The sequence below is a fragment of the Nocardia sp. NPDC050175 genome (genome assembly GCF_044459885.1).
GTDB lineage: Bacteria > Actinomycetota > Actinomycetes > Mycobacteriales > Mycobacteriaceae > Nocardia.
Genome location: NZ_JBITJI010000002.1, coordinates 816,691 through 840,817, shown reverse-complemented (window position 1 = coordinate 840,817; position 24,127 = coordinate 816,691). Strand labels below are relative to the sequence as shown.

Annotated in this window: 8 protein-coding genes; all 8 read right to left on the bottom strand. The window is 68.2% G+C overall.

Going from position 1 to position 24,127, the window contains the following annotated elements; genetic code table 11:
- Window positions 1–31: 31 nt before the first annotated feature.
- Complete coding sequence (locus tag ACIBK2_RS09265; RefSeq protein ID WP_396965307.1) at window positions 32–298, bottom strand: hypothetical protein; 267 nt, start codon at window positions 296–298, stop codon at window positions 32–34.
- An 18-nt stretch (window positions 299–316) separates the two neighbouring features.
- The gene (locus tag ACIBK2_RS09260) at window positions 317–19,270 is read right to left on the bottom strand and encodes a hypothetical protein (RefSeq protein ID WP_396965305.1); all 18,954 of its coding nucleotides are present in this window, start codon (window positions 19,268–19,270) and stop codon (window positions 317–319) included.
- Window positions 19,271–19,275: 5 nt separating this feature from the next.
- A complete protein-coding gene (locus ACIBK2_RS09255; RefSeq protein ID WP_396965303.1) occupies window positions 19,276–19,794 on the bottom strand; it encodes a YbaB/EbfC family nucleoid-associated protein in 519 nt (172 codons plus the stop codon).
- 16 nt (window positions 19,795–19,810) lie between these two features.
- Window positions 19,811–20,143 (bottom strand): hypothetical protein, encoded by a 333-nt coding sequence (locus tag ACIBK2_RS09250; RefSeq protein ID WP_396965301.1) that lies wholly within the window; start codon window positions 20,141–20,143, stop codon window positions 19,811–19,813.
- Between the two features lie 177 nt (window positions 20,144–20,320).
- The gene (locus ACIBK2_RS09245; RefSeq protein ID WP_396965299.1) at window positions 20,321–21,961 is read right to left on the bottom strand and encodes a hypothetical protein; all 1,641 of its coding nucleotides are present in this window, start codon (window positions 21,959–21,961) and stop codon (window positions 20,321–20,323) included.
- Between the two features lie 127 nt (window positions 21,962–22,088).
- Window positions 22,089–22,538 (bottom strand): TY-Chap domain-containing protein, encoded by a 450-nt coding sequence (locus tag ACIBK2_RS09240; RefSeq protein ID WP_396965297.1) that lies wholly within the window; start codon window positions 22,536–22,538, stop codon window positions 22,089–22,091.
- Complete coding sequence (locus ACIBK2_RS09235; RefSeq protein ID WP_396965295.1) at window positions 22,535–23,017, bottom strand: DUF6301 family protein; 483 nt, start codon at window positions 23,015–23,017, stop codon at window positions 22,535–22,537. Before ACIBK2_RS09235 ends, ACIBK2_RS09240 begins: the two co-directional genes overlap by 4 nt.
- Window positions 23,018–23,127: 110 nt before the next feature.
- Window positions 23,128–24,093: an alpha/beta hydrolase gene (locus ACIBK2_RS09230; protein WP_396965293.1), complete on the bottom strand. Its 966-nt coding sequence runs from the start codon at window positions 24,091–24,093 to the stop codon at window positions 23,128–23,130.
- Window positions 24,094–24,127: the final 34 nt, after the last annotated feature.

Here is a 24,127-nt window from a genome sequence, read left to right as displayed (position 1 = left end):
AGAATCACGGGGTTGCCGCAGCTCAGTTCCCTCACTCGTTCTGCTCGAACGCACGATCGATCGCGGCCTGCCTGGCGGCCGCGTTGGTACCGTCCAGTTGGCCCGCGAAGGCGGCGTTGGCGGCGGCGATCAGTTCGTCGGGGATGGCGGGATGCGCGTCAGCTATCTGCCAGAGTGCTTCCACTGTGCGCAGATCTAGACCGTTGTCCGAGGAGACACCGCCGCCGCCGCGCACCGACGCGAGTGCCTCGGCGAAGTTTTGCCGCAGTTCGTCCTCGGTCGGGTAGTCCACGAGCATGATTCCTCCTCGTCTGGCTCAGTTGAAGACTCCGGCACATTGTCGCGGGTCGGCCAGGACGTCGCGGATCATCAAACCCAGGTCGGTACCGACGCCCCCGAGCGGGTAGGGGAAATCGACGACGGGTTCGCCGCCGACGCGCACCTGGAAGCGGGCTTGCTGCGGACCGAGGTGCTGCCAGCCGACGTCGACGGCGGGCGCGTCGAGGTCGAATTCGTTGGGGCCCAGGCGCAATGTCAGGCGGCCCGCCTTGCGGTAGAAGACGGCGAGGACGTCGCCGAAATAGCCGAGTACGCCGCCGACCGGGCTGGTGGCCGTGGTGGCCGCGCGCAAAGAGCCGGTTTCCGGGTCGAAGGTGGCCAGGCGGCCGCCGTCGAGTGGCTGGATGACGATTTCGCTACTGGGCGTGGGGGTCTCGCCGTTCCAGCGGCGGCGGTCGCCATTGCGTTGGCCCGCGGCACCGGCCGGTGGGCCCGCCATCGGCGGCATTGCCGGTGGGACCATCGGCGGTTGCTGCTGGTCACCGACTGGTGCGCCGTTGGACGGCCATGGGTTCGGCGGGTGGCCGTTCTGGCCGTTCTGGCCCGGGTATCCGGGTTGGCCCGGAATCGATGGCCGGCCTGGGAATGGTGCTGCCCCAGGCTCTCCCGGGTATGGGGGAAGCGTCTGCGACGGGGATGGGGGCTGCGTCGGATCCGGCAACGTCGGTGGCGTTGGCGGGGGCATCGTTGGAGGAGTTGTCGGCGGCGTCGTTGGAGGTGTCGTCGGAGGTGTCGTCGGCGGCGTCGTTGGAGGTGTCGTCGGAGGTGTCGTCGGCGGCGTCGTCGGCGGCGTCGTCGGAGGTGTCGTCGGCGGCGTCGTCGTCGGAGGAGTGGTCGGCGGCGTCGTGGGCGGCGTCGTCGGAGGTGTCGTCGGCGGCGTCGTCGGAGGAGTGGTCGGCGGCGTCGGCCGAGTCGTCGGCGTGGTCGGCGGAACCGGACGCGGCGTGTGCGGCCCTGTCGGCGGTACCGGAGTCCGTGGTGGAACCGGCGGGTGCGGCGGAACCGGCGGGTGCGGGGGCACGGGCGGGTGCGGGGGCTGCGGCGGCTCCGGAAGATCCGGCATGGGTACATGAATGTTGAGCGGGGGCCCTACCTCCGGCGGGAACTCGAACTCGTACTCATGCGGCGGATGCGGGATGCGCGAACGGAACATCGGCGAGTTCGGCTCACCACCGCGGAACCGATCATCCCCGCCATCGTCGTCCCCGTTGTCAGAGCCGCGATCCCGATTCGAACCGCCATCAGTGGTCCCGGAGTCCGAGTCGGACTCGTCCGACGAGTCGTCCTGCTCGGAATCGTCGCGCTCGGAGTCGCCATCGGACTCACGAGTCCGATCCCGCGCGGACCCTGAATCATCGGACAGATCATCACCTTCGGAATCATCACGATCCGAGTCACCATCGGACTCACGAGTCCGATCCCGCGCCGATCCTGAATCCCCCGACTGCTCAGCGGGATCGGAGCCGTCGCTGTCGCGATTCGGCGTGCTGGTCGAATCGCCAAGCGGTTCTTGCTGGTTCGTGTTCGCCTCGTTCGGGCGGGTTCGGTCGTTGGTGTTCGGGTCGAGCGGCGTCAGTTCTTCGGCGCGGGTCTCGGCGTGTGCCAGTTCCTCTTCGATGCGACCCACTTCGGCTTCGGCGGCCAGGTAGTCCTTTGCCGCGCGCTCGAGTTCGGCGACCTTGTCGAGGCGGGCCTGCTGCTGGGTGATGTCCAAGGTTCGTGCGCGCAAATCTTCTGCGCGCGCTTCGATTTCGGACTCGGAGCGCAGCTCGTGTGGCTCGATCGTGATGGACAGGCTCGCGGCGGCCTCGGCGCGCGCCGCTTCGGCACGATCGAGCCGATCCTGGGCCTGCACCAACTCCGATTCGAGACGCTCCCGGAGGTCCGCCACTTCCTGTCGAGCGGCAGCATCCGGTTGGGCGTCCGAATCGTGTTGCGTCGCATCAGGTTGCTGCGGTGTCTCGGCAACCGGGTTGGCGAGTTCGCGCTGCCCATCGCGTACCAGCGCACGTGCTTGTTCGAGCTCGATGTCGTGGCGCTCGATGTTCTGCTCGCGGCGGAGCACGTTCTCCGCAGCGTCCTCGACGTCGCGGTAAGCCTGCGTCAGGTCGTCCACTTGGCGTCGGCCGTCCGCGTCCGTCTGTTGCGACCGCAGTTCCGCCAATCGGGTGTCGATGGGCTCATCGGAGCCGAACAGCCAGGCGGGGTCGATACCGAGTTGCTGTTCCAGCGCGAGCAGCGCGTCGGTGCGCGCGTCCAAAGCGGCTCGCGCCTCGGACAATTCGAGCTGGTAGCGGTCGCGCGGCAGGAACGGTGCCTGCTCGGCCAACGGTGCGGCGGCGTAGGGAATGTCCTTGCGCCAGCCGGTCAGTGGCGGCCGGTCCGCGTCCCAGTGGAAGCCGAGCACGACCGCGTGTGTGTTCGCGTCGTGCCAAGTCTTCTTCCAGTTCTCCGGATCGCGCAGGAATTCCGATTCGGCCAGCGCGTCGTACAGCAGCACGATGTCCTGCTTCAGCGGCTCGCCCGCCACCAGACGATTGAACGCCTCGGCGACATCGGCCAGCTGATCCATCCGCTGGCGCACCACTTGGCCGTTGGGATCGGTGTAGTCGGTGACCAGATGCTCGTCGTTCATCAGGTGATCGATGACCTGCTGGATCTGCTCCCTGGTGAATCGCGGCGGCGGCACGGCTCCTTCGGCCGTGATGTCGTGCCACATGTGCGGCGCCAGTTCCTCGGCCATTCGATTGAGCCGATCGTCGGTGATGCGACCGGTGTTCCGCTCGTCGAGCAGCAGGTTCCGAATGTCGGCGATGGTGTCGCGCACCGCGATTCGATCGTTGCCTTCGAACATCCCGACGGTGCGCCCGGCCAGGTCATCGATCTGCTGGTCGATCCGGGCCAACTGCTCGGCGACGTCCGGCCGGGTCGGGTCGATGCCGCGATGGGCGTCCACCAGTTCCGTGCGGACCAGGTCGATCAGCCTGCGCGCGGCGCCCGCCTGCTGATCTTCGCCGTAGTGCGCCAGCTGATCGGCGATCTTGTCGGCCAATTGGGGATCGGCGCGGAACCGGTCGTATTCACCGTCGGCCCAGTCCTGGACCCGCTGCCAGTCCGCGATCTCCTGGTCGAACTGCCGCTGCAACCAGTCGGGGATCTCGACGTGGTCATAGCGACGCGTGTGCTCGCCCTCGTCCCAATCCCGGTACATCGGCTGGATATTGGTCTCCGGCGGCTTGTGCCAGTCGAACCCGGCCCACACCGTCCCGAACGGCGGCAGCTTCTGCAGCCACGGCCTGGCCTTGACCCAATCGCCGATCGCCGGGTGTCGCTGGATCCAGTCGCGCACCATCGGGTGATCGATCGCCGCGAGCAGGGTCCGGATATCCCGCTGGATGGCATAGAAATCACCACCGACGTGGATGGTGACGATGTCGTCGGCCGGGACACCGTCCTGGAAGTACTCGACCGGCGCGCTCATCGGGTTCATCGGCAGCATGTTCTTCGCGATGTGTCCCGGTGGGATATCGGCGAAAGGTGTTGCCAGGTCATTGATGTAGTCGGCGAGACCGGCCCACCAATCCGGATCGCCGGGGTTGTAGCCGTCCAGCTCACGCCGCGAGGCGCGGGTGCCGTCCTCGCGCACATTGGTCGACCAGTCGGGCCTGCTCGGGTTGACCGCGTGCCAGTCCCCGGCACTGTCGCGCCAACGGACCACCAGCATGCCCGGGTCGCCCTTGAGCCAGCCCGTCGCCGTGCGCTCCACCGGCGGACCCGAATGGACCACGGTCTCCTGCCCGGGCGCGGTCTGCCGGTATTCGAGCTGCGGGTGCCGCAACATCGCCTGCGCGACAGCGGAATTCGTGCGAATCGCATGTTCGAGCGCGGCATCGTGGCCGCCGCGCGGCCGCGCCGAATCCGGCTGCTGACCGAAAACCACGATCCGGGGGCGCTCGCCGCCCTCGATGATGCCGACCCGGTCGGTCGCCATCCGCCCACCTTCGGCGCCGATCTCATCGCGCCACGCGACGACCTCGTGCCACCGCTCGGTGACTTCCGTCATCTGATCTTGCACGCGTCGCATCGCGGCGTCGGCCTTGATCACGTCGGCGGCGGCGTCCGCGAGTTCCTGGAGCATGCGTGGTCGCTCAGGATTGGTGCTGTCGTCGATCCGCAGGTGGTGCTCGATCGTCTCGGCCAGCTGTCGCGGATCGGGGCCTAGATCGGACAGCGGCACGTCCAAATGCTCCGCCAACTCCTCCAGCACCGTACGGCGCGGCCTGCTGTCGAGGAGGATGGCGGCCCGCTGGCGCGCCAGCCGATCCAGTGCGGCGACAACGTCATCGGCGAGCGGACGGTCCCGGTCCACCTCCTGCCGGTGCAGTTCCTCGAGCCTGCCGTCGATCCCGTCGACCAGCTGATCGAGCCGGTTGAACTCGTCGACGGCCTGGACCAGTCGGCGGATGTCCCGGTCGCGCATTTCCCGCTCGGGCCCGGCCACCGGTTCGTGCACGACCCTGGGTGGGCTGTCGAGGCTGCCGGGCATCCGCACGGTCCGGGAGCGTGACTCGTTGTACAGCTCGAGCACCCGCCGGTCGAACGCATCGCCGGTCAGCTCGGTCACATTCAGCCGGCCGGCGAGTTCATCCCTTGTCGCGCGGGCGGATTCGCGCTCACGCGCCCGCGCGGCCCGCTCGTCGAGCAGGCGGTCGTATTCGGCCTCCCTGGTTTCCAGCGGGCCGGAGCCGCGGTCGGCATCCAGTTGGGCCAGTTCGTCATTCAACCGCCCGATCTGTTCCTCGGCCTCGGGCACCCGATTGGACAGCCGCTCCAGTTCCTTGATCCGGAGCACCTCGTGCGGCGGCCGCTCCATCCCCTCGACGCGGTGCTGCCGCAACTCCCGCAGCGTGTCGGCGAGGTTGTCGCCCGGCCGGAGCGCCGCGAAATCGTCGGAGGGATCCACGCCGAGGAAGGTGGCCAGCTCGTTGCGCCTGCGGAGCGCGACCTCGTGGTCTTCGATGGCGAGGTCCCGTGCTTCGGTCAGCTCGGCTCGGCGCTGAGCGTCATCCGCCTCGTGCGTCGGGTCGGGTTGCGGGGTCGGCTCGGGCCGAGGCGTGCCTCCGGGCTCCGGGGCACCTTCGGATCTCGTTGTGCTGCTCCCGTTTTCGGAGCCGCCGGGCCGCTCGGGACCACCGGGGACCTGTGGTTCAGCCGGTCGTCCTGGCCCACCGTCACCCGGCTTGTCCGGCCTGCCGGGCGATCCGTCCGACGCGGGCGGATCGGTCTCCGGCCGCACGTTCTCCTCGAGCTTCGTCAACCGGTCGAGGACGGACTGATGCCAGTCCGGGTGCTCGGCGAAGGCCGGTGCCAGCGCCTCGATCCGGCCGCGGATCTCGGCCAGCTCGGCCGCGCTCAGCTCGTGCTGACGCCACCGCACCGCACCGTCGGGGCCGCGCTCGAGGAAGTGATGGGCGAACCCGCTGCTGGTCTCGGCATCCGGGCGTTTGCCGTTGCCGAACGCGAGGCTGTGATCGATGCCGCTGATGAGTCCGTCCGCGGTGACCAGCCAGTTCGTCATGCCGCGATCCGGCATCCGGATCAGCGTGTCCAGCAGGCCGAGGCGAACGCCGCCCGGCGTCTCGGTCAACCCGGTCTGCTGCGGGCTCCACGCGCCGGGGTGCTGCGCGCTGGCCCAATCGCCTGGCATGAACTGCATGTAGATCACGTTGTCGCTGGCACGCACGATGTGCGGCACGCCGGCACCGACGGCGCGACCGACCTCTGCCGCAAGTACTTCCGCGTCGGCGTGCCGGACATTGCTGAGCGTCTTGCGGATCAGCTGGGTGCCGTCGTCGAGGGTGATCAGCTCGACCCGCTCGGCCATCAGCAGCGCGCCCTCGCTGAGCACCTCGACCCGGACCACTTCGCCGGACTCCGGCGCCGCTTCCACCCGAGCCACCGCTTGCGCGAGAGCAGCAGCGTCCGAGTTCGTTTCGCTCGGCTCGTCGGCGGGGCCGCCCTCCGGTGGACGGTGACCGCCGCCACCGGAATCACCGTCACCGGGATCGCCTGCCATCGGCGGCGTCGGTGTTCGCGGCGGCTTCTGACCACCGTCGTCGCCACCTGCCTCGGGCTTGGGCGCCGAAACTTCTGGCGTCTCCTCGACTTTCACGTCACCGGGGCGCGATCCGTTGTCCTGGCGAGGTTCCTCGCCCGGCGCCTTGTTCGCTCCGGAACCGTCATCCGACGAACCCGTCCGTGCCGGTGTGCCACCACCGGGCGCGGGTGGGGTCGCCGAATGAATCGGTCCACCTGCGGGATCCGGACCGCTGGGCGGCACCAGATCGACGACGGACACCTGCCCCTGATCATCGACCAGCACCTGCCGGTAGACGACCTCGACACCCTGTTCGGCCAGCCGCGCGCGCAAGCCTGGTTCGATGATGTGGTCCGGCGCCCGGAACGGTGAAGCCACCAGCAACCGCTGTGCCTCGCCCGGCAGCACGGCGACACCCTCAGCCTTGGGCAGCGGCTGCCCCTCCGACGCGAGCACGTCGCGCGCGATCACCCTGGCCGCCTCGGCCCGCAGTTCGTGCTTGGTCCGCACCGACTCGTGATACTGACCCAGCGTCCGCGTCACCTCACCGGTCACCCGAGCGACCTCGCCGTAGTGCTGCTGCGCCGCGTGCAGATCGTCGAAGTACTGCACCATCTCTTCAGACGGAACATGCTGTTGGGCTTGGAGTTCCGCGACCCTGGCCTCGGCGGTGTCCGAAGCTTCTCTAGCCGCTTGCTCCAGCTCGCGGGCATTCAGGCCGTCCGGATTCACACCGAGTCCGCGCAGCGTGGTGCGCGCCTGGTCGAGCAGGCGCTGGCCGTTGTCGGCGGCCGCCGCGATCTGGTCGACCAGCGCCTCGAATTCTGGTGTCCGGGTGGATGGTTCGTAAGGGCGCGGCTCACCCACTGTCGACCACTGCCCGGCCTGCTCGCCTGCCGGTGGACGGGGAGCACTGCCCGGGTCACCTGGATCACCCGGACTGCTCGGATCACCTGGGTCACCGCCCTGCGGGGCTGGCGTCAGTTCCGGTGCGGCACCATCGAGTTCACGGACGCGCGCATCCGCAGCGAGGAGCTCCGGTGCGAGACGAAGGATCTCGTCGCCACGGTCGAAATCGTCGCCGATCATGGCGATCTCGCGCAGCTTGCGCGTCGTCGCCTCGATGTTGGCCGGATCGAACGCTCCCTCGGAGAACTGGTACCGCATTTGCTCGCCCAGTTCCCGCAGCCGCGCACCCAGCTCATCGCGCCGGGCCACTGCGTCCGCATAGGCGTCCGCTACGCCCTCGGGCACACGGTGGCTGTCGGCACTACCCTCGTCGCCCGCGCTGCGCGACTCCGGCTTGTTCGCTGCGCCGTCCTCAGCAGGCTCGCGCACAGGCGTTGCTGGCTCGCTCGGCTTATCCGCCTCGCCCTCAGTCCTATTCGCTTCGCTCGCGGGCTTGTCCGCCTCGTTGACAGGCTCGTTCCGCTCGGTGACAGGCTTGTTCGCCTCGTTCGCAGGCTTGTCCGCCGCGCTCGGGTCCTCGCCCGACTTGATCTGTGCCGCAGCATCATCCGCTACCGGACTGTTCTCCACCTCACCCGGTTCCGGGGCCTCGCCGGTGGGCGGCTTCTTCGCGCCGCCACCATCGCTGGGCGCGTCGGGTTCAGGACGGGGCGCAGCCAGCGGTGGCGCGTCCGGCGGATCGGTTCGGTGCACCTCGGTGCGACCGTCTTCCCCAGGGACAAGGCGGAATACGACGATGTTGTCGTGGTTCGGCCCGACCAGATCAGCAAGCTCGGGGTGCAGTGCCGAGGCCCGCTCGATCAGGGTGATCGGGTCTGCTGACGCACCGCGCACCACAACCACCGCCTGCGGCGGATCACCCGGGACGATGCCGATCTGCGGCACCCCGTCGAGCGGCTCCGCACCAGCGTCGTACAACGTGTCTTTCCGCAGCTGATCTGTCAGCTGTCGATCCGCCTCGGCCACATCGCGCACGGCATGCTTCTGCTGCTCGAACGCATCCTCGGCCTCGGCCTGATCACGCGCCTGTCGCAGCTGCTCGTCAGCCTCATCCCGGATACGCACGGCTTCGGCCTTCGCGCGCTCCAGGCGATCAATCTCGTTGCTCCGATGCCGCGCATACGCCTCTTCATAGCTTTGCTGGCGCTGCAAGGCTTCAGCGGACTGCGCGGGATCTTCCGGTGGATCGGTCCGGTGCACCTCGGTGCGACCATCTTCGCCGGGGATGAGGCGGAAGACGGTGACGTTGTCGCGGTTCGGCCCGACGAGATCGGCGAGCTCCGGGTGCTGCGCCGCAGCCCGCTCGATCAGCGTGGTCGGGTCCGTCGACTCGCCGCGCACCACGACCACCGCCTGGGGCGGGTCACCCGGAACGATGCCGATCTGCGGCACGCCATCGAGTGGTTCCGCGCCCGCTTGGTGCAACGTGTCTTTCCGCAGTTGATCGGTGAGCTGCTGATCGCGCTCGGCCGCATCACGTTCCGCGTAACGATGCCGCTCGAACGCGTCCTCGGCCTCAGTCTGATCGCGCGCCTGTCGCAGCTGTTCCGCAGCCTCGTCCCTGGCACGCACCGCGTCGGCCTTCGCCTGCTCCAGCCGATCGATCTCGTTGCTCCGATGCCGCGCATCCGCCTCGGCGTAGCTTCGCTGCCGCTCGGCTTCTTGTTGCTCCTCGGCAACCCTTTGCTCTTCGGCTTCTCTTCGCTGCCGCTCGGCTTCCGCGGCCTGCGCGGGATCGGTCGAATCCCTTTCCGACGCAGGCAGTTCCGGATTCTCGCCACGCGTCACCGCACGGGCGCGATCGAGGTTGACGTCGTGCTGCTCGATGCGCTGTTCGAGGCGGGTGACCTCCGCGCCCGCCTCGTCGAAGTCACGCAACGCGCGCGACACATCATCGATCCGCTGGCGACCGGCCGCATCCGGTTGCTGCGTCCACAGATTGGCCAGCCGGTCGGCGGGATCGACTGCGCCGAACAGTCTCTCGGGATCGATCCCGGCCAGCCGTACCGCCTCGAGCAGCGCGGCCGAGCTGGCCTCCCAACGCTGTCTGGCGTCGGACAGCTGCAGCTCGAAGCGATCACGCGGCAGGAACGGCTCCGGTGCGGCGAGCGGTTCCGGCGCGTACGGAATGCCCGCGCGGTCACCGGTCAGCGGCGGGCGGTTCGCGTCCCAGTGGAAGCCCTCGGCGACCGCGTGCGCGTTCGCGTCATGCCAGGTCCAGCGCTCGTTGGGCGGCGCGGGAGTACGCAAGAAGTTGGATTCGGCGAGTGCGTCGAGCATGAGGACCACGTCGGCGGGCAGTGGATTACCGTCCACGATCCGGTTGAGCGCCTCGGCCACATCGGCGAGCTGATCCATCCGCCGCGTCCGAGGCGTGCCATAGGGATCGGCGTAATCGGCGGCCGGGTGCTCGTCGGTCAGCAGATGATTCAGGATCTGCTGAATCTGGTCCCTGGTGAAAGCCGGGAATTCGGCCCGCGGCGGGGCGCCGTCGGGTTGCGGGCGTTCCGGGAAGGGATCGGGCCACGAGTGTTCTGCGATCTTCGGCGGCAGCGGACGCATACCGGGGGTCAGCTCGTCGACGATCCGGGTGATGTCGGCGTCGGTGATGCCGTGCTCGTTTTTGAGGTCGAGCAGGCGTTGCCGGATATCGGCGACCGTGTGCCTGATCGCGACCCGATCATCGGTGGCGAAGTGGTCGAAGGAATCGTCGGCGATCCGGTTGATGGCTTCATTGATCCGCTGCACCTGCCGGTCGACACCGGGGCCCGGGTCGACACCGCGGTGCGGATCGACCAGTTCCTTGCGGATGCGATCGACCAAATCCTGTGCGCCGACCCGCATCTGCTCCTGCCGGTACTCGGCAAGCGGTTCGACCATGCGGTCGGCGAGCTGATCGTCGGCGCGGAACCTGTCGTATTCGCCGTCTGCCCACTCCTGGACCCGTCGCCAGTTCGCGACATCCTGATCGATCGCGGGCCGCAGCCATTCCGGAATATCGGTCCTGGCATGCTCGGCCGGCTCCCAGGTGCGGTACATCGGCTGAAAGTTGGTCTCCGGCGGCCGGTGCCACTGGAACGACGACCACATGGTGCCGACCGGGAAAAACCGCTTCAGCCACGGACGCGCCAGCACCCAGTCGCCGATCGCCGGATGCCGATGGATCCAATCGCGGACCGCCGGATGGTCGATCGCCATGAACAAGGTACGGATATTCCGTTGAATAGAAGCGATATCGCCACCGAGATGCAGGCTGACGATGTCGTCGGCCGGCATGCCGTTGTCGAAGTATCGGGTCTCCACGTTCATCGGGTTGAGTTCGAGCATGTTCTTCGCGATATGTCCCGGCGGGATATCGGCGAACGGCGTTGCCAGGTCGTTGATGTAGTCGGAGAGGCCGCCCCACCAATCCGGATTGCCCGGGTCGTATTTCTCGGGCGCTTTGGGACCGCGATTGGTTTGCCGGTTCGGCACGCTCGGATCGACGGCGTGCCAGTGACCGTCCGAATCTTGCCAGCGCACTACCAACATGCCGGGGTCGCCGTTGATCCATCCGGTGGCAGTGCGCTCGACGGGTGGACCACCCATCTGCACCTGCCGCACCGTGCCGTCGGGCTCGACGACTATCCGCCGGTATTCGATCCGCGGTTGCCGCATCATCGCCTGTGCCACAGCGGGTTCCGTGCGGATGGCGTGCGCAAGCGCGTCGTCGTGGCCGGTGCGCGACGGCTCGAATTCCGCGCGCGGACCGAACACGATGATGCGCGGACGCTCACCAGGGATGATGCCGACCCGGTCGTTGACCATCCAGCCGTCGTTGCTCTCGGCCTTGACGAGATCTCGCCACAGATCGTTGAGCCGGGCCATCTCGTCGCGCAGCTTGCCCATGGTGTGTTCGCCGACGACCACGTCGACCGCGGCGGCTTCCAGCGCATCGAACACGGCGTGGCGCTCGACCTGCTCGCCGGTGTCCGCCCGCATCGTCCGCGACCGAAGCCATTCCAGCGCCGTTGCCACATCACGTGGCCGCGGGCCGAGCTCCGAGAGCGGAATCCCGAGCCGCCGGGCCAGCTCCTCCATCACCGGCCGCCGCGCCTCGACCTCACGCAGCAGGTCGGCGTGCTCGGCGGCCATCCGATCGAGGACGCTGGAAATATCGCCGGAGCGCGGGCGCTCGCCGACGACACCCTCGTCCCGCAGTTGCGCGAGGCGTCCGTCCTTCTCGGCAATGGCCGCGTCGAGACGCTCGCATTCCCGCATGGCCTCACCCAGTTTGCGCATATCACGCAGATGCGCATCGCGCTCCGACCCACTGAGCTGTTCCCGGACAATCCGTTCCGGGGAGTCCAGGTTGCCGGGGATCCGGGTCCGCCGCGTTTGCGCCTCGTCGTAGAGCTCGAGCATGCGGCGCTCGAACGCGGGCCCGGTCAGATCCTTGAACCCGAGGTATCCGGCGAGCTCATCGCGCTGCGCCCTGGCGAATTCGCGCTCATGGTCCAGCGCGCGCCGTTCCTCGAGCAAGCGGGCGTATTCGCCCTCGGGGGTCTCGAGGCGCGCGGCCGCACGCTCGGCGTCCAGCGATGCCAGGTCACGATCGATCCTGGCGATGTCGTTGTTCGCGTCGGCGATCCGGTTGGCCAGCTGCTCGAGCTCATCGATGCGCGCGTGCTCGCGCGGCATCTCGGTACGCACCTCCATGGTGCGTCCGCGCAACTCTTCCAGGGTTTGCGCAAGGTGATCGGAATGCAGTGCCGCCCAGTCGTTTTCCGACGAGACGCGCAGGCGGCCTGCCAGCTGATCGCGCTGCTGCTGTAGTGCGTCCCGCTCGGCGACGGCACGGTCGCGCTCGGCATTCAGCTCGTGCTGACGCGCGTCGAACACGTCCTCGGGTCGCGGGGTGCCATCGGACTCATGCGGCGGCGTGCCGTCAGTTTCATGCTGCGGCGTGCCATCGGGCTCATGCGGCGGCGTGCCATCGGATTCATGCGGCGGGGTGCCGTCGGATTCATGCGGCGGAGTGCCATCACCGGGCTGCCGATCACGATCGTTCGCGCCATCTTCACCCGGATCACCAACGCGCGGTGGCGATTCCGGCGGCTTCTTGCCGCCGCCTGCCCCGTCAGGCTCGGGCTGCGCGGACGAATCCTCGCGCGGAGCCACCTTCACATCACCCGGATGCGAGACTTCGCCCTCCGGAGTGCGATGTTTGCCCGCCTCCTCCTGCGGCACCTCCGCCACCGGTCGCGGCAGCACGCCGTCGGCGATGTCGCGGGCGAACTCGGCCCGCAGCGCCAACATTCGCGCCCGCCATTCGGCATGGTCGGCCCGCATCTGGGTGGCCCAGTCCGCCGGTCCGGTATCCGCGAGCTGCCGCATGGCCGCGGCGTGCTCGGCGGCCATCCGCGCCGTCCATTCGGCGGTCTCGGCGCGCATGCGGTCGGCCCAGTCCGCGGTGCTCTCGTGTCGGCCGCCGTTGTCGTTCCCGGCGGCGTCGGGATCGTGCGGTGGGTCGACCGCCATCCTGGCGGGCTCGTCCGCCGGATGCGGCACACCGTCGAGGCCCTGCAGCCGTGGGGCCAGCACCTCGGGTCCCAATTTCGCCAAGTCGGTCAGCATCTTGTGCAGGACCTGTGCGGGCTCGCTCGCCCGGTCGCCGTGCAGTTCTACGTCGCGGAAGGCGTCGGCGACGGCTTCGCCCGGCCGGAAGACACCGTGTTCGTCGAAGCTGTACGGGCCGAGCTGCTTCAGCCAGTTGCGGTATCCCGCACTGGTATTGGGGAGCGCCGGGTCCAGCTCGGCTTTGTGCCGGTAGTGATCCTGCAGGACCTTGTCGGTATAGGTCAGCGAGTGCGGATCGTTCGGGTGCAGCGGTCGGAGCGCGGTGCGCTGTCCGTGGAAGTCCACCGCGTGGCCGAATTCGTGCAGCAGCATTTTGTAGATAGCACGGGTGGTGGCGGACTGATCGAACCGTCCGAGATCAACGCCCGCCTGGACCTTGCTCCGGAACAGGTCGAGGCTGCCGACAATTTCCTGATTGAACTTGATCGACTGCGCGTACCGCACCCCGGTCTCCGGGTGGCGGCCCGGAATCAACTCCGCAAGGTTCCCGCTCGGGAACCTGCCGACGCCGACGCCACCGAGGACGACGTGCGGGTACTTGGCCCGCATTTCGACGACGCCCCTGGCGATCTCGCGCGCCACCTCGGCGTCGAAACCGGGCATGTCGAACCCGTAGACCTTCAGTCCGGTCTCTCTGGCCAACTCCTCGCCGACCTGTGCCGCGTCCAGCGGCGTCCACTTGTCGACGATGTGCGGATCCGGCTGTGCACCGTCATGCGGGACGCTGCCATCCATTGCGTGGACCGGATCCGTCGCCGGACGACGCGGCGGCAACATGTGCGAGGCCGATTCGCGCTCGCGCGGCAGGTGGGAGTCGGGCAGCGGCTTGTCCTGCTCGCCCGGACGTGGACGCGGCTCGGACGCCGGATGTTCTTGTGGCCGAGAGGCATCCGCCGGATGCACATCCCGCGAACGGCCGTCGCCGGGGTCGGTCGGCGATTCGGGCGTCTTGTTCGGACCCGCGCTATCGGTGGGCCGTTCGTGCGGAGCGCGTTCGGACTCCGGATGAGTCGGTGATTCCGGCGTCCTGTTCGGACCCGCGCTGTCCGAAGGTTGCTGCCGCGGAGCACGTTCGGACTCCGGATGAGTCGGTGATTCCGGCGTCCTGTTCGGACCCGCGCTGTCCGAAGGTTGCTGCCGCGGGGCACGTTCGGACTCGGGATGCGTCGGCGATTCCGGCGTCCTGTTCGGACCGGCGCTGTCGGCTGGCTGTTGCCGCGGGGCACCCTCGGACTCGGGATGGTCGATCGGCCGAGTGACCGGATCATCAGTGTTCGGCGTATCGAGCGGTTTCCTGATTCCCGAGCCATCTTCCTCGGGAATCAGGCCCTTATCGGCGAGTTCGCGCACCCGGTCGGCCGCCCGATCGGCTTCCACCCGCAGCGCCGCGTCCTGCGGGTACTGGTCGGAGAGCCTGCGCAGTGCTTCGGCCTCCTCGACCTGCACGCGGGGCGGCAGCTCCGCGTCCTCGTGTTTCGGCCGGGCGATCAGGTCGTCGGTGTCTTCGTTGTGCGGAAGGTTGCCGTCGTCGTGCGGCCGCCCGTCGAAGGGCTGACCGACCCGGGATCGGTCGCCGGAATTCGTAGGCGCTCCGGCATCGGCGGTCAACCGCGCCCGATCCGCGGCGTTCAGCGAATGTTCGGGACGCCCCTGCCCGTCGAACACGATGGCGTGCGAACCGCTCATGTTCGGCGAAACCTGCGGCGGATAGCGGTGATCGGCCAGTCCGGCACCGAGGTCGCGAACGATGATCTCGCCACCCTGGTTCACCAGGAGATAGGCGTGGGCGCCTACGCCGTACGCGTCCCGGGCACCCGAATACGTGTCGACCATCAGCGCCGACGAGCCGTCGCCGAGGTCGAGCAGTCGCTGGTGCGTGTCCGCGTGGGTGGTCGGCTGCAGGTGCCCGCCCGCGGCCAGCTGCAGTTCCTCCGGGGTCATGCCATCCGGGCCGATCGGGCGTTCGGGCAGCCGGACATGGTCCTCGCCGTACAACGCCCGCAACTCTTGCAAGGACAATTCACCGCAGCGACCGCGGCGATCATCCGGATGCGTGACCGGGTTATCCGGTGCGTGCTGGGTCGGGCCGTTCCCTGCGGGATCGGGAGCGCCGGCATCCGGCGTGGCCGCGGCGGGCTGATGCTGCGGTTGCAGACTGTCTCTGGATACGACGCCACCGATATCGTGCATCGGCACCCGCACACCATTACGGTCGAGCTTGAACTTCGCGAAATCCGCTTTACCGTCTATGTCGACGTGCACCTTGTGGTATTCGAAATCCAACGTGCCGTCGTGGTGCGCTTCCAGCAGTTGTTTACGAATGTCCAGCAGCGCCGGGCCTTCTGGCCGCGCGAGCAGAGCCGCTTCGGGTTCGGTCAGAATCGTCCGGAGATTCTCGTCGATGGCGAGCGTGCGGCGCAGGTACTCCGGCGAGCCCTGCTGCGCTCGGCCCGCGGGAGTCGTCGCAGCTCCCAGGTCCGAGCCGACACCCTTGGCCTCGATCACCACCAGCCTGGCCGGGGTGTCGCCGTCGCGAGGAATGAAAACCGCGATGTCCACGGAGTTGTTGCCGTCGAACGCACCCTCGAAGGGGGTGATCTGCACCGCGCCGGGATGCAGATCCGGGTCGAAACCGTATGCGGTAGCACCCAACTCGCCGAGCCGCTTGGAACTCGCCACCATCTCCTTGCCGCGGAGATTGTATTCTTTCGCGTTGTCCACCATTTCGTACAGACGCGTGACCTTGTCGGCTTTCTGCTCGGGTGTCAGATGCCGGGGATCGCTTTCCGGGAGTCGCGCCTGCTTCCTGATCTCCTCTTTGATCTCGGAAACCGTGTCCTTGAGGTTCCGCTCACTCAGCTTATTGACATCGAGTTTGTTCTCTTTGCCCCGGACGTTGAACTCGTCCATGTGCGGCTTGAGCAAATCGTAAGCATCAGCGCGGAGCTTGCCCAGCCTGATCCGTTCTGCGGACTCGTCGGCCAAGGCTTTCAGCGCATCAGGATCTTTGACCGGATAGTCGCCTTCCTCGGCGATCTCGGCCTTGAACGCCAGGTCTTTGCCCGAAAGATGGTCTTTGATCCATCGGTGGCCGTCGGTCAGGTTGAAGCCCTTGTCACGGAACGTGCCCGCCGCATCGTCGACGTGATGCCAGACGCCGTCGGGCGTGCGGTAGACCTGCGGCGGGTCATTGGGTTGGCGCAACAGTCCGTCCGCGCCGCGCTGCATACCCTGCGGCACCGGCCGATCCGCCGGGAAGAAATCGTGGTGCTGGCCGGGCAGATTACCGATCCGTCCCGCATCGGCGAGGTCACGCTGCGGGGCAAGCAGTTCGTCCCGAATGTGGCTCGGCACCTTGTCGACCGGCGTGCCGTCCGGCTTGAACATGATCGCACTGGCGCTGTGCAGTTCCTTCGGTGTCCGCGGCGGGAAGCCGTGGTCGGCCCCCATGCCGGGGTCGTGCACCTTGATCTTGCCGCCCTCGTTCACCATCAGGTACGCGTGCGCGCCGACGCCGTGCTCGTCGCGCGGTCCCTTGTAGGTGTCGACAACCAGCGCCCTGGCACCGTCGCCCATCTCGAGCAGCCGCCGCTCGATCGCCTCGTGGCCGCCCGCGAACTCGCGCAACTGCCCGCCCGCGGCACCGACCAGTTCCCGCGAGGTCATGCCGTCGGCACCAATTGTCCGCTCCGGCAGCCGGATCGAATCGCCGAACTGGTCGCGGAGTTCCCGCAGTGAGAGCTCGCCACACTTGCCGCGATTCGGATCGTCGGGCTCGAGCGGTCGCTTGCTGTCGGCGTCGCCGTCCTGTCGCGGCGTCGCGGCGTCGCCGTCGGCGCCGTGCTGACGCGGTGTGCCGTCGGCTCCCGACTGCCGCGGATGGGCGCCCGCGCCCGCATCCACGACCGGGACGATCCCTACATCGTCATGATGCTGACGGCTCTGGGAGTCGTCACCGTGGTCGCTGCGCCGCGCGGGATCGGCGTCGCCCGCCCGGTCCGGGGCGTCGCCGACCGGCCGAGAGTCGTTCGCGCGCGGGCGGCCCGCTTCGTCCCTGGCGTGTGGCTCGCCACCGGCGTGCGGCCTATCCTGTTGTGGCACACCGGCTTCCGGCTTGCTTCTGGCTTCCGAGCCGTCGGCGTCCTGGTGCGGCCGTGCATTCTCATCCGAATCCTGGTGCGGCCGTGCGTTTTCTTCCGAATCAGGGTGTACCTGTGCATGCTCGTCCGCCGCGCCTGCCGTACGTTCCGGCGCACGGGGCGCCTCGGAGCCGCTCGACTCCGCGCGGACACCGGGAGTCGAATCCTTCCCTGCCCGAGCGGGATTCGAATCCGAGACGCCCGCGCGCGATTCGCCCCGAGGACGATCGGCGCTCGGCTTGGCGTCCGGCGATCCGGCTCGCGAGTCGCCTGCGCGTGGTTCGGAGCCCGACTGCGGGCGGGTCTCGCCGCCACGCGTCGGCTCCGCACCACCGGGCCGCGCCGCCGCATCGCCTGCCTGCCGAGGCGCCGCACCGTCACCGCTGTGCCGTGGTGCCGCACCGTCACCGCCGGGCCGGGCTGTCGCGCCATCAGCGCCGGGCCGCGCCGTCGCACCGTCACCGACGCGCCCCGCATCACCCGAATGATGTGTTGCCGCAGCACTTCCCGGATCCGCACCGGCATGCTGCGGTGTCACCGACCGATCGGCACCGGTGCCCGCGTCGCCATCGTGCGTGGTGCCACCGTCGGCAATACCCGCCCGGCTGTGATCCGCGCCGCTACCGCTCGGTTCGGCTCCCGCGTGCTGCTCGGGCGAACTGCCACGGCTTTCGGATGCGCCGTTGTGCTGTTGGCCGCCGTCGGTCCCGCGGCTCTCCGAACCACCCTGCTGCTGACCACCATCGGTGCCACGACTTTCCGAACCACCCTGCTGCTGACCACCATCGGCACCACGGCTTTCCGAACCACCGTCCTGCGGCCGGTCGCTGTCGGTGCTGTAGGTCCGCTCCGAGTCGCCCGTGCGGGACGAGTCGCCACCCTGCGAGGTGTCGTCGGTCCGCGTGGACGACCCGTCACCCGAACTATTGCTGCGATTGTTGGTCCCACCGCCGACGTTGTCTCCGCCGGTCCGGTCACCACCCGTGCCGCCGTGTTCGCCCTGGCCGACCCCACCGTCGTGCGTCGTGCTCGCACCATTGGTGCCGGCCGGACGCATGTCCGGGCCGCCGTTGCTATGCGTACCAAGGCCTTCGGGGCCGAGGCCGCCGATCCGAGCCCCGTTCGTCGGCCCGACACCGATCGGCGCGCCCATCCGGTCGAAGTGGAACTTGGTGGCCCGCGCCTTGTTCCCGCCCGACATCGCGCCGTTCGACAGGCCGGCGGTAATCATGCGCGGGTCGAAGTTCTTGGCCACTTGATCCCAGCCGCCGTGCGCGAGATCCATCGCGAATTGCGGTGCGTACCCGGCGATCGACCCGGCGAAGCCCGCGCCGAGGCCGGTGATCGCGCCCTTCATGCCGGGGCCCAAATGGGCACCCTTCAAAAGGTGTCCGAGCCCATGGCCCGCCCCAGCGCCGCCGAGTGCGCCCGCCCCCGAGGACAGCGCGGTCATCCCGACCTGGTTCCAGTCGATGTCCTTGCGGTGGCCCTGTTCCTTCTGGATCCACTGGATGCCCAAGTCCTGGATGGTGCCGAGCGCCAGGTCGAGCGCGACGTGCTTGAAGAGGAACTTGACGCCCTTGGTGATGGCCAGCTTGAGGACGTGCTTGAGGACAGCCATCAGCCCTTGCCGGGCGATCATCCGGATCGTCACCCGGGTCGCGGCGATGGCGGTCAGTTCCACGGCGGGTGCGGTGGGCGGAAACAGCCACGCCGCAGCGAGTTCGATCGCCAGCAGGCCCAGTGAGGACCACATCATCCACTTGGCGTACTCGATTTCGGTACCGACGCCATCCGCGGATTCACCGATCTTGTCGAAGAACTCCGCGAGCTTCTGGAGGTTGTTGTTCGCCTCGTCCCCGCTGGCACCGGTGCCATCGCGCATCTTGTCGAAGGCGCCCGCGATCTCATCGCGCGCCGCACCGGACGGGTATGCCTTGAGCGCGGCGGACTTCGCCGTGTTGATGTCGGCCATGATGCCGCGCAGCTCTTCGGCGGCCTTGCGCCAATCACCGGCCAGATCCCGCATGCCGGTTTCCGAGCCCTCGGGCCAGTCGCTACCGGCGACCCACCCGAGGGTCTCGAGGAGCCCGTCCCACAAGTCCATCTAGATCACCAACCGGAATCGGTGACCCCACGCTCCCGGGACTTCACAGTGTCGAGCGACTCGACATTGTCGAATGTCATGGCGGCGCTGTCGGTTCCGGCAGTGATAGCCCGCTCCAGCGAATCGGGTTTACTCATCGGCGCGTACGTCTGCGCGGGCATTTGGCCGCTCAGGTCCGGCATGCCCTCGACCAGATCCGACAGTTTCGGCAGGCGCGCCCGCTCCTGCTGGAAAGGCGCGAGCAGTTCCTGCGATTGGCGGCGCACATCCGCGATGGCCTCTTGCGCCGCCTGGGTGACGGCCCGCGCCAATTCCGCGTATTCCAAATCCTCGATGCCGCGACCGAACTTGGTCTCGATAACGGCTCCGTCCGCATTGACCACGACGGTCACCCGGCCACCGCGCACCGTCGCCTTGCCGACCAGCGCAACGCGTTGTTGCTGCAATCGCGCGATGGAATGGAGTTGCGATTGCACCTCTTCCATCAGGTCGGCGACGTCTCCCCGAGAAAAATCGTGTGCCACGGCTACCGACCCTTACTCACTTGGTGAAGCTTTCGCCATTGCGCTCGTCGAGGTCGTGCTGCAACTGGTCGGCAACCTTGCGCTGGTTGGCGGCCACGTCATTGAAGCTGACTGCCATACCGGTGGTGCCGTCGACGAGGTTCTTCTTCGACGACTGGTAACCGTCGTTGCCGCCGGGGCCGTCCGAGAACTGTTTGCCCATCTTGTCGTCGCCCCATGGGGCACCGCGACCGGCAATCGTCGTCTTCAAGTTGTTTACCACGTCGGTGATCCGGTCACCGACATGGGCGGTCTTGCCCGCGGCAGTACGGAATTCATCCGGGTGGAACTCGAATTTCTCGTCCGCCACAATGCACCCTTTCCCGCAGTGCGAGGGCAGCCAACCCCCGGCTCGAACCTGAAATCATTGGCGGAGTTCATGATCAGTTCACCCGATCTCCGCCGTCAGTCAATAAACCGTAACACCAACGCTAGTGGTGGACCACTCCAATGGAACACCCCAGTCCTGGGGGCATCGGGCCCGCAATCAAGCGTCTACCTGGCCATGTCGCCGCTGGAAGCGCTGCTCGAACTCGGCGATGTAGAGCGACGGCGCCACCGAGGACGACGACTGTTCCAGCACACCATCGTCCGCGATGTAGAACAGCGCCCGGCCGATCGCGATCTCCCCCGGCGCGGTCGGCACGTAGACCATCCACCCGATGCTGATCCGATCCGCACGCAGGCCGTCCACCGGATACCGGGAGGTGTCCATCTCGCTGTCCAGGATGAATTGCCGCACCCTGGCGATCGCGTCCTCCTGCGGCATCGGCTCCGGCACCGTCATCGTCACACCGGCCATGGTGAGCTGGTAGAGGGCGCCGTCGATATCGAAGGAGCCGTCTTCGCCGAACACATCGACGAGGGTGGACCGGGTGACCACACCGATTTCCGCTGCGGACACCAGATTCGCGACGGCCTGGCGCTGGCGCGGGCTCGGCGCATCCGCGATCAGGCCGGACACGATATCGACCACGGAATCCGGCGACCACATGCCCGGCACCGCGTCGCTCAGTTCGTCGGCGATCGGTGAGTTACCGCGATACCAGTTGCCGCCCTCCCACCAGTAGCAGAATGACAGCAGGCCACTGGCCGCACGCGAATTCAGCACCGGATTGGCCACCCACTCCGGCGCGCCCGCGTAGAAGTCGGGCATCGGCACGCCGCGGTTGTAGACCGCGTCCAATTCCGGTGCGTTCCATACCCCGCCGGACAACACGGCCCGGCCACCCGGCACCGAGTACAGCGTGGAGCCGCTGCGCCTGGAACCTTCGAACCAGCTGAGGGCGGGCAGAACTCGCGGTCCCAGCGGCGATCCGGCCGCGACGAACCCCGCCGCGATCACCGCCCAGCGGGCCGCCAGCAGCGGGAACGCGGGAAAGTCGGTGGCCGCCAGCACCCCCCGCCTGCCCGCGTCCCGATCGGCCCGCGCCTGGACCGCGGCCTCCTGCGGCGTCCGCGACTGCCGATCGGCGTGGCCGATGTAGGCCGCCAGCCACACCGGCAGGTTGTCCCGCGGGTACATCTCGAGGTCGGCGCGATAGATCTCCGGTGCGAAGAGTTGCTCGTCCGGGAACGGCTCCTCGCCGTAGTCGTAATCGACCTCGACCTGACCGCTGCTGGTCAACGTCATCAGGTAGCGCCACCACGGCCCGTCGCTGAGTTGCGCCGACACGTGCCGGTGCTGACGGACCAACGCCAGCACTTCCTCCGTCGGGTATGCCCGCGCCATGCGGTCCTCGTCGTCGGTGAAAACGGCGAGCGACACCTCGGCCGCGACGGTCACCGCGAAGACCGCCTCCAATCGCTGCCAGCCTGCCGGGCCGTCGGCCGCCAACTGCCTGACGATCTGATGGCTGATCGCGGTGGCGAGCTCGGCCGGATCCTCGACCGGCGGCGGGGTGGACGGCGCGCCGGCGAGGGTGAAGCCGACGTCGGGTTCCTGGTCGTCGACGGCACCGGGTTCGTGATCAACTGGCTCGGCGATACCGTCTTGTGCGCCGGGCGATGCCAGGAACCGCCGCATGAAAGCCGTTTGGGCAGCGGTTGTCTCGCCGGATCGCAGGGGTTCCGGAGCCGACTCGTCGCGCGGCCTTTGGTCCGGAGCCTGGTCGTCTGGACTGGTCACGTCGCGGAAATCTCCTCAATCTGCGCACCGAAACGGCGGCCGTGCCGAAGAGGTAGCCGCCCCCGCCAATCCTGGCACAGATCGCCGAGCGGCGAGGTGCTGGTGCGCGGCGGGGCGGCGGCCTGCGTCAAGCCTCGACGGGCAGTCCGAGCAGCGGCAATTCGATCGCGCTGTTCGCCGATTTTTCGTTCCACGCTTGATAGACCAGCGCCGTGGGGCCGGCGATCCGGAAGGCGTCCCGCAGCCCGGTCACCACCATCTCCGCCACCCTTCGATAGGCCGCCGAAGCTACCGGCCACGGCAGCTCGACCCACCAATTCTCGATGTGGTCGTCGTCGGGTTCCCGCCAGCCCGCTTCGCGAATCAGATGCCGCCCCGCCTCGCCCGCTTGCACCGTGGGATCGAGCCAGCGGTCGCCGGACAGCTGAGCCCAGACACTGTCGTCGAACTGCCGGAACTGCGCGATCCTGCTCTTGTCCGACGAGGTCGGGGCCTCGCCGATGACCACAACCGCGCCGGACGGCAGCCGCGCCAGTTGCTCGGCCAGCCCGTCGGCAAACTCCGCCCATCCCGTCACAGCAGCCCCTGTTCCTCCAGGTCGACGGTCTCGTCATGGTCGGCGAGCCAGGAGTTGGCCATCAGAAACAGTTCCAGCGTGGTGCCCGGGTCGCGCAGCACGAGCGTTGTTTCGGCACCCGCCCAGCGGATCTCGGGTACCGCACCGGGGATCCGGGCGGTCGGCTCGCCGAACGCACCGCTCAGCGCGGCGACCATGCCCGCGAACGCATCACGCGTCTGCCCGGGTTCGGCCTCGTCATCGGAGGCGACCTGGACCTCGATCTCGCCGACCTGGCCGTCGCGGCCGGTCAGCTTGGCGCTGCCCGCCCCGAACCCGGAGTCGAGCATGACCCAGTTGCCCCGCGCCGTCACCACGGTCCAGCCCATCGCCGACGCCAACCGCTCCGCGTCGTCGAGCCGCCATGACCAGTCGAGTGACCGCAGCCGACTGACCAGCTCGACGATTTCCACGTCGGTCAACGCATGCCATTCCGTCATGCAATCACCCTAGCTCTACCGTCGGACCTCGTCTTTTCCGCGCGATCGACTGTGCCACAACGGGTAACCATGCACAACAGACCGCCCTGGCGAATCGACGGCGGTGCGCGCTATGCCGACAGCGGACCCCTGGCGATCTGCGCGCGCTCGACCTCGGCGACGAACCGCTCGACACCGTCGAGGGCGGCGCGGGCCTCGGGCAGGAGTCGGTGACCCACCTGGAATACGTGGAACATGCCTGGCCACAGCTGTACCTCGCACTCGCCGCCCGCGGCCCGTTGCGCGGCACCGTAGTGTTCGGCGTCGGCGCTGAGCATTTCGCTGCCGCCCGCCTGCAACAGTATCGGCGGCAGATCGGGGCCGACGTGGGCGGCCACGTTCAGGCGTGGGTCGTCGAAATGGGTTGTGCCGGTGTAGAGGCCGGTCATTCGGGTGGCCAGGCCGAAGGACATGAAGGCCTCGTCCACCTCCGCGCGGCGGGCGTCGGCCAACGTCCAGGTCGAATCGACCAGGGCCGAGAAGCCGACGACTGCCTTGGGTTGGGGCAGGCCGAGTTCGCGCAACTGCACGCAGAGCCCGAGTGCCATGTGGCCGCCTGCCGAATCACCCATCAGCACAATGTCTTGCGCGGCATGGCCCTGTTCGAGCAGCCAGAGGTAGCCGTTCAGCACGTCGTCGTGTGCCGCGGGGAAACGGTGTTCCGGGGCGCGTCGGTAGCGCAGGGTGAATGCGGAGCGGTCCAGTCGCCGCGCGAGTTCGGACACCAGGCCTCGGTGGGTGGCCGGGCTGCAGCCGACGTAGCCGCTGCCGTGCAGGTAATAGATGAGCGACTGGCCCGGTCGCGGTACCGCGCCGACCCACTCCCCCATGGTTCGGCCACGCGGCCCGGCGGCATCGACCGGCGTGGTCGGCAGCGTGCGGTCGAACCAGATCCGGCAGGCGACGGCCAATCCGAGCCGCGCGCCGGCGACCCCGAACCGATTGGCGGGCAGCCGTGCGCCGAGTGGGCGCAGGGTGGAATGCAGCGCGAAAATTACGCCACGACTTGCCCGGGACAGCGGATCACCATTGATCATCTACCGATTGAACCGAACTGAACCCGGCCTGGCA

Excerpts from the sequence above, each read along its gene's own strand:
- ACIBK2_RS09265 (WP_396965307.1), bottom strand. The coding sequence starts at position 298 with ATGCTCGTGGACTACCCGACCGAGGACGAACTGCGGCAAAACTTCGCC.
- ACIBK2_RS09260 (WP_396965305.1), bottom strand. The coding sequence starts at position 19,270 with ATGGACTTGTGGGACGGGCTCCTCGAGACCCTCGGGTGGGTCGCCGGT.
- ACIBK2_RS09235 (WP_396965295.1), bottom strand. The coding sequence starts at position 23,017 with ATGACGGAATGGCATGCGTTGACCGACGTGGAAATCGTCGAGCTGGTC.
- ACIBK2_RS09230 (WP_396965293.1), bottom strand. The coding sequence starts at position 24,093 with ATGATCAATGGTGATCCGCTGTCCCGGGCAAGTCGTGGCGTAATTTTC.